Here is a 7307-nt window from a genome sequence, read left to right on the forward strand (position 1 = left end):
TGCTATTTTATCCCCGTTAAGAATACATTGGCAAACTGGGCCTTGCCCATTTCCGTACCTTCCATTTGGCCTTCAAAGTCCAGATAGGTACAAGGAATTCCACAGGCACCAAACAATGGAAGCGTATTGAAACCTTTTACTTTCTTGAAATCCAAAAAATCTTTCTGGGGAACAACGATCTCATCAATACGGGCGGCTTCCACATAATTCATGAAATAGGCTTTGTTCTTTGAAGTGATCAGATCCACATGGAGCGAATCCAACTTAATGGGATACTTGTTCCTTAGAACGTTGATCGCCTCGGTGAATTCATCGGTCTGTAGTTCCTTGATCATTCTTGTTTTGGAAAAGAACAGCAGATCTGTAATGGAATTGGAAAGGTAAACACCGTGCAACAATACAATTTCCAAAGCCCCCTTTTCAGAACCTTCGATGGTCTTACGGACCAATTCCAATGATTTTACCGAAAAATCGGTTGGGATAAGAACTTTTTTTGTCTCCATGATTTCTTTTTTTCCAAAAGTACCATGGGGTCCATTAGGAGGGATTTAGAACGGGATTAGAAAGTCCTTAGAAATATTGATAAAGATTAAAATGGAATTAAAGGGGACCGCTCCAGATGGGAAGGTTGATCTTTACGGAGGTTCCCTTGTTTTCCACAGAGGTCACATTCAATTCGCCATTGTGCATTAAAATAATGTTGCGGCTCAATGGCAAGCCAATACCATATCCCGCATAATCCGTGGTATTGGATGCCCTAAAGTAGGGGTCGTATATATAGGCCATCTCTTTCTCCGGAATACCGATACCAGAATCCCTTACCACGATCACCACGTGGGTATCCGAAGCACCAAGGGCAATGAATACGGGTTGGCCGTTGGAATACTTGCATCCGTTTACCACAATATTGGTCAAAGCCAAGTGAAGGAGATAGAAATTTCCCTTAACCTTCAACATTTCATGGTTCTCTGGCAAAAGGCTGAAATCAAGACATATCTTGAACTTGGCATTCAATTTTTGAACGGTCTCCTTCACATCCAGAATAAGCTGGTCCGTTCTCAAGCGCACCAGTTTCTGGGATTTCCCATCAAAACCTGTCTGGGCCAATAATAGCAATGCCTTGGTTTTCTGTTCCAACTTTTCAGCTTCACAAAGGATATCGGTCAACGACTTTTTATACTGTTCCGCATCCCTTTCTTTGGACAGGGCATAATCCGCTTCCCCAATAATGCTGGTCAAAGGGGTGTTCAGTTCATGTGATGCATTGCTCACAAAATTCTTCTGGGTCTCAAAAGTGGTCTCCAATCTGTTCAACATATCGTTGAAGGTTTGTGCCAAGTTCCGGATGGAGTCCTTCGACTTGGGCAGTTGAAGTCTCAAATGCAGATTCTCCGAACTGATCTTTTCCACCTCCTTAATGATTTGCTGAACAGGTCGTACCAAGGTCCTTGAAATGAGCATGGATACCAATACTATCAATAAAAGGGCATATAACAAGGAAGTGACCAGCAAGTTCCTTAAATAGGCAATATGGTGGGAATAAAAATAGTTGTCAGCAGAAACCACCACAATATATTCACCTCCCTTTATGGTGGTATACTTAATCCCTGAATAGAAGATACTCCCCTTTCTAAAACTTCCGAATCCCTGAATTAAAAGTTTATTGCCAAATTCGGTCGGTAGACTCTCCTGTCCATCGGACACAACGATCATATTATCCTTGATCGGAAAAATATATTCTTTTTGGTTGGGAAGCTTTTCAAGATATTCCTGTCTAATCTCTTTGATGATGGAAGCATTATCCGGGTTGTCCAACTGGATTTTTGCCGTGGTGGCCGCCCTAATTTCCAAACGCTTGTAAAAATCAGTGAAGGAAAAATTGGAAATGGAATAATAGATAAATCCACAGAAGAGCAAGGTATAAATAAAGAATACCGAGATCAACAAATAGATGATGCGATAATGTATCTTCATCTGCTGTCCTTTAATGCATACCCCATGCCCACAACGGTATGGATGACCCGATCCTGTCCGTTTCGTTCCAATTTCTTTCGGATATAGTTCACATACACATCCACCACATTGGTCCCAATGTCAAAATTGATGCCCCAAACCTCATCCAACAGGTCTGTCCTTGACAACACCTTGTTCGGATTTTTCATGAACATCAACAACAATCGATACTCGGTAGAAGTAAAATTTATTTGTTCATTGCCCCGGGTCACCGTTTTTGAGTAATCGTCCAAGTGAATATCTGCAAAAGAGTAATGGTTACCATTCTTGAACTTGGCATTGTCCAGTGCATCCGTTCTTCTCAGCAGCGTGCGAAGCCTGGCCTTCAACTCAATAAGTTTAAAGGGTTTGGTAAGATAATCATCCGCGCCATTATCCAATCCAAGTACCACATTTTCAACACTCCCCAAAGCGGTCAACATTAAAATTGGAAGTTCATTGTACCCAAGTTCCCGGATATTCTTGCAGACCTCAAGACCGTTCATCCCAGGTAGCAGGATATCCAAAATGACCAAATTTGTAGGGGTCTTGCCTAGAGCCTCTATCCCACTCGCACCATCTTTCTTATGGATTATGGTATAGCCATCCTCTTCGAGGCCCTTTTTAAGAATATCGGCTACGTTCTGTTCATCCTCGATCAGTAAAATAGTACCCATGCCATGTGTATGAAGCTTGCAAAAATAGAGGCTATCCGTTGATATTCTGAACATAAAGGATTAAAATTTAATTAAAATCCATCTTCTTCACCTCTCTTTTCTTCCCTTGGGACAAGAATGGCCAACCAAGACTGAAACTTTCAATAAAACCTTCATCTCCATTGGTTTGTGATGGAAATGAAGTATCTTTTTCATCTAAAATCCAACCGCCATGAAAAATTTCCTTTTCCTATTTTGTTGCTGCTCCCTTTTGTTCGTTTCCTGTGAAAAAAAGACAACTTCAAAGTATAGTATCGATGTGAGTTTTGCTTCGGAAATAAGTCCTGAAAAGAAGGATGGTCGCCTGCTTTTGATGCTCTCCACAGACGATAGCAAGGAGCCCCGCTTCCAGATTAATGATGGACTGTCCACCCAACTGATTTTTGGCGTTAACGTAGATGATATGACCCCTGGAGAACCCATCAATTTTGATGAAACTGTTTTCGGGTATCCCTACCCTAGTTTGGCCGATGTACCCCCCGGCGAATACAATGTACAGGCCCTTCTGCATGTGTATGAGACCTTTAACCTATCCACAGGCCATACGGTAAAACTTCCCATGGACAATGGTGAGGGGCAACAATGGAACCGTTCACCCGGAAATCTTTATAGCAAACCCTACAAAATAACCGTTGGCAGTAACGGTGTTGAAAACGTATCCGTGGTCATGGACCAAGAAATTCCGCCCATCCCCGAGCCCGAGGATACGGAATGGATCAAACACATCAAAATGAAATCGGAAAAATTGTCGGCCTTTTATGGCCGGGACATGTATTTGGGTGCCCATATTTTGTTGCCTAAAGATTTTGACAAACATCCCGAAGCCAAATATCCCTTGATGGTTTTCCACGGGCATTTCCCCAGCGATTTTGGCGGATTCCGAACCACTCCACCCGACCCGAACTTGAAGCCGGAATACTCGGCACGTTTCGATTTAGATGGGTACAACATCATTCAACAGCAGGAGGCCTACGATTTTTACAAACGTTGGAACGACCCTGATTTTCCACGTTTTTTGATCATCGAAATCCAGCACCCCACCCCCTATTATGATGACTCCTACGCGGTGAATTCCGCTAGTCAGGGACCGTGGGGCGATGCCATTACCTACGAACTCATCCCGTATATCGAGAAGCAGTTCCAAGGCATGGGCGAAGGATGGTCTCGATTCTTGTACGGAGGTTCCACAGGTGGTTGGGAAGCCTTGGCCGTGCAGGTCAAATACCCAGACGAATACAACGGCTGCTTTGCCGCATGCCCCGACCCTATCGACTTTAGGGCGTATTGCCTCACCAACATTTACGAGGACAAGAATGCCTATTACTACGATTCGCCACACAAAAAACTGGAAGTACCCTCCCATCGCAATTATTTGGGGAACATCCAATCCACATTACGGCAAGGCAACCATTTGGAACTGGTTTTGGGCGATAAATCCCGATCCGGGCAACAATGGGATATTTGGGAAGCCACCTATTCCCCTCAGGGTGAGGATGGCTACCCCGTTCGTATTTGGGACAAAAAAACAGGGGAAATCAACCACGAAGTGGCCGAATATTGGAAAGAAAACTATGACCTGCGCCATATTTTGGAGCGGGATTGGGACAAATTGGGCGAGAGCCTAAAGGGCAAGATCCATCTCTATTGTGGCGACATGGACAATTATTATTTGAACAACGCCGTGTATTTGATGGAAGATTTTCTGGAAAGTACCACCGACCCCTATTACAGTGGGGAAGTGTTGTACGGAGACCGCGCGGAGCATTGTTGGAACGGTGATCCCGACCAGCCCAATGCCATCAGTCGCTTGCGGTACAACACCATGTATGTGCCTAAGATCATGGAGCGTATTTGGGAAAGTGCCCCCCAAGGAGCCGATCTGACGAGTTGGAGATACCAATAGATTTTAATGGAAATTAAAACAATCGATTATGAAATACCTGACAGTCTTTTTAATCATCTCAATATTGCTTTCTTGTAAACCTGAAGTCAATAATGAACCGGAAGCGGATACATTGAACATCCCAGAAGAACTTGCCAAAATTGAACAAATGCGAAAGTCATTTGAACAAACCGTAAAGGAAAAAAGGTATGGCGATCTTGGAAAATTCACGACGTCCGATATGATTTCAATAGGTCCGGGGAGCGAGGATTGGATAGCATACCGAAAACTCCGTGAAGAACGTGGTAACAAGTTCAGATATGATAGTATCATCATGAGACCAAAAGAAACCGTGATTGTTTCGGACAGCATTGCCTACGATTTTGGGGTGAGCTCCATGTTCTATACTGATGAAGATGGAACGGTACATGAACTGGAAGATACCTTTCTTGTCATTTTGAAACGAATGAAAAACGGTGAATGGAAACTCCATCGCGAACTGGCTTCAGCGTTGGTTGAATGAATATGAAACCAAGTGATAATGGACAATTGAGTCTACACTTTCCCTCTAAATTCTATGTTGCTCAAGTATTTGATTACTATTCTCCTAAAATAAGTTTGCAGGTAAGTTATTGAGGTTTATTTTAGTAAATTTTGAATCAATTCCAAGACCTCCCTCACGGTACGGGTCAATTTCGAAAAGTCCTTCTTTTCCAGGATTTCCTTGGAGATCAGTTGGGATCCCATGCCCACACAGGTGACCCCGGCGGAGAACCAGGCCTTCAGGTTGGCCTCGCTGGTATCCACCCCGCCCGTGGGCATGATGCTCGTCCAGGGTTGTGGCCCCTTGATGGCCTTCACGAACCCGGGACCATAGGTGGAGCCAGGGAACAGTTTGATGACCTCCACCCCCAGTTCCTCGGCTCGGTTGATCTCCGTAAGACTGCCACAACCAGGGCTATACAGGACCTTTCTCCGGTTGCAGGTCACGGCAATGTCCTCCCTGAGGGAAGGCGTCACGATAAAGTTGGCCCCCAATTGCATGTAGAAGGAAGCGGCCGCGGCATCGGTGATGCTCCCCACCCCCATGATCATGCCCGGCAGTTCCTTTAAGGCATATTTGTTGAGTTCGGTGAACACCTCATGGGCAAAATCCCCTCTCGCCGTAAATTCCATCAACCTTGCACCGCCATCGTAACAGGCCTTCAACACCTGTTTTCCCAATTCCACATCGGGATGGTAGAACAGGGGGACCATGCCCGTTTCCGCCATTTTCCGTGCCACCTCGATCCTTGAATATCTTGCCATATCGTTTCTTTTACCCTTGTCCTTTTACTTTTACCTTTTTTACTTTTGCCCTATCTGGCCACCCTTCCGGAAGCATCGCCTCCCATCAGTTTCTCCACCTCATCAACGGTCACCAGATTCGCATCGCCCACAATCGTATGCTTCAAGCACGAGGCGGCCACCGCAAAGTTAAGCGCTTTCCGGTCATCATCCGGCCATGTGAGCAATCCGTAGATCAATCCGCCCATGAACGAATCCCCTCCCCCTACACGGTCCACAATGTGCGTGATCTGGTATTCCGGGGACGTGAACATATTATTCCCATCATACAATACCCCGGCCCACGTGTTGTGCGAGGCCGAAAGCGACCCCCTCAGGGTGGTGATCACCTTTTTGGCGTTGGGGAACTTTCTCATCATCTGCTGGCAAACGGACAGAAAGGCCTCGGCCTTCACATGTTCCCCCTGGGTGGTGATGTCCAGCCCTTCGGGCTTTATCCCGAAATGTTTCTCCGCATCTTCCTCGTTCCCCAGAATAATGTCACAGTACGACGTCAGTTCCGTCATGATTTTCTCCCGGTCCCCTCCGTATTTCCAGAGCTTGGCCCTATAGTTCAGGTCGGTGGAAATGGTAAGCCCGTGCTTTTTGGCCGCCTTTACCGCCTCGATACAGGCATCGGCCGCTCCCTGGGAAATGGCTGGGGTGATCCCCGTCCAGTGGAACCATCCCGCCCCTTCAAAAACGTTGTCCCAGTCCACCATGCCCTTCTGGATCTCCGCCATGGCCGAGTGGGCCCGGTCGTACACCACCTTGCTTCCCCGGGACACCGCCCCCGTTTCCAAAAAATAGATGCCCAATCGGTCACCGCCGAAAATGATCTTATCGGTGCCGACCCCGCGCTTGCGCATCTCCATCAGGGCGCATTCGCCCAGGTCGTTCTTGGGCAATCGGGTGACAAAGTCCACGGGGATACCATAATTGGCCAGGGATACCGCCACATTGGACTCTCCCCCGCCGTAGACCACATCGAAACGGTTCGCCTGCGAAAACCTTAAAAACCCCGGAGGGGCCAATCGTAACATGATTTCCCCGAACGTGATCACTTTTTTTGTCCCTTTCATATGCTGTTATGTTAGTTGGTTCTTAAAATATCATTTTGTTTGAGAAAAAGAAGAACGTACTTGGGAAAGCGGTACGCTCTTCTTGAAAAACTAAACTAACTCAAACAATCAATTCTTCTATTCTTTTGATTAACTTTTTATTTCGGATACTACTTTTTCTGGGGCGCTTTTGTGCCAATAGGATGCCAGTATGGACCCGGTAATGTTCATCAACGGACCGAAGACTGCCGGCGCAAGCCCCATGGTGGCAATCTTGCCCAACGAATTGGCGATCCCCGAGGCCAACCCCCCGTTCTGCATGCCCACTTC

The 7307-nt window shown here is 46.1% G+C and carries 7 protein-coding genes and 1 pseudogene; 2 read left to right on the plus strand and 6 right to left on the minus strand.

Annotation, left to right across the window (positions count from 1 at the left end; all coding sequences use genetic code 11):
* Positions 1-2: 2 nt before the first annotated feature.
* The 3 genes from D2U88_RS00935 to D2U88_RS00945 form a co-directional block, all read right to left on the minus strand.
* Positions 3-503, minus strand: a complete 501-nt coding sequence (locus tag D2U88_RS00935; protein WP_119638417.1) for an adenine nucleotide alpha hydrolase family protein — start codon at positions 501-503, stop codon at positions 3-5.
* 97 nt (positions 504-600) lie between these two features.
* Positions 601-1974, minus strand: coding sequence for a HAMP domain-containing sensor histidine kinase (locus tag D2U88_RS00940; RefSeq protein WP_119638418.1), 1374 nt, complete (start codon positions 1972-1974; stop codon positions 601-603).
* Positions 1971-2723: a response regulator transcription factor gene (locus D2U88_RS00945; protein ID WP_313781657.1), complete on the minus strand. Its 753-nt coding sequence runs from the start codon at positions 2721-2723 to the stop codon at positions 1971-1973. The genes D2U88_RS00940 and D2U88_RS00945 overlap by 4 nt, the downstream gene beginning before the upstream one ends.
* A 157-nt stretch (positions 2724-2880) precedes the next feature.
* On the opposite strand from D2U88_RS00945, the gene D2U88_RS00950 reads away from it, so the two are divergent.
* Both D2U88_RS00950 and D2U88_RS00955 read left to right on the plus strand, forming a co-directional pair.
* A complete protein-coding gene (locus D2U88_RS00950; protein WP_119638420.1) occupies positions 2881-4611 on the plus strand; it encodes an alpha/beta hydrolase-fold protein in 1731 nt (576 codons plus the stop codon).
* A gap of 28 nt (positions 4612-4639) precedes the next feature.
* A complete protein-coding gene (locus tag D2U88_RS00955; RefSeq protein WP_119638421.1) occupies positions 4640-5113 on the plus strand; it encodes a Cif family virulence factor in 474 nt (157 codons plus the stop codon).
* 116 nt (positions 5114-5229) lie between these two features.
* Here D2U88_RS00955 and D2U88_RS00960 read toward each other — a convergent pair whose 3' ends face one another.
* From D2U88_RS00960 to D2U88_RS00970, 3 genes and pseudogenes are all read right to left on the minus strand, one after another.
* A complete protein-coding gene (locus tag D2U88_RS00960) occupies positions 5230-5898 on the minus strand; it encodes a bifunctional 4-hydroxy-2-oxoglutarate aldolase/2-dehydro-3-deoxy-phosphogluconate aldolase (protein WP_119638422.1) in 669 nt (222 codons plus the stop codon).
* A 50-nt stretch (positions 5899-5948) separates the two neighbouring features.
* Positions 5949-6998 (minus strand): sugar kinase, encoded by a 1050-nt coding sequence (locus D2U88_RS00965; RefSeq protein ID WP_119638423.1) that lies wholly within the window; start codon positions 6996-6998, stop codon positions 5949-5951.
* A 129-nt stretch (positions 6999-7127) separates the two neighbouring features.
* Positions 7128-7307: pseudogene (locus D2U88_RS00970) on the minus strand (bile acid:sodium symporter family protein); the annotation flags it as partial.

It is taken from the genome of Flagellimonas aequoris, assembly GCF_003584165.1.
In the GTDB taxonomy this organism is placed as follows: Bacteria; Bacteroidota; Bacteroidia; order Flavobacteriales; family Flavobacteriaceae; genus Flagellimonas; species Flagellimonas aequoris.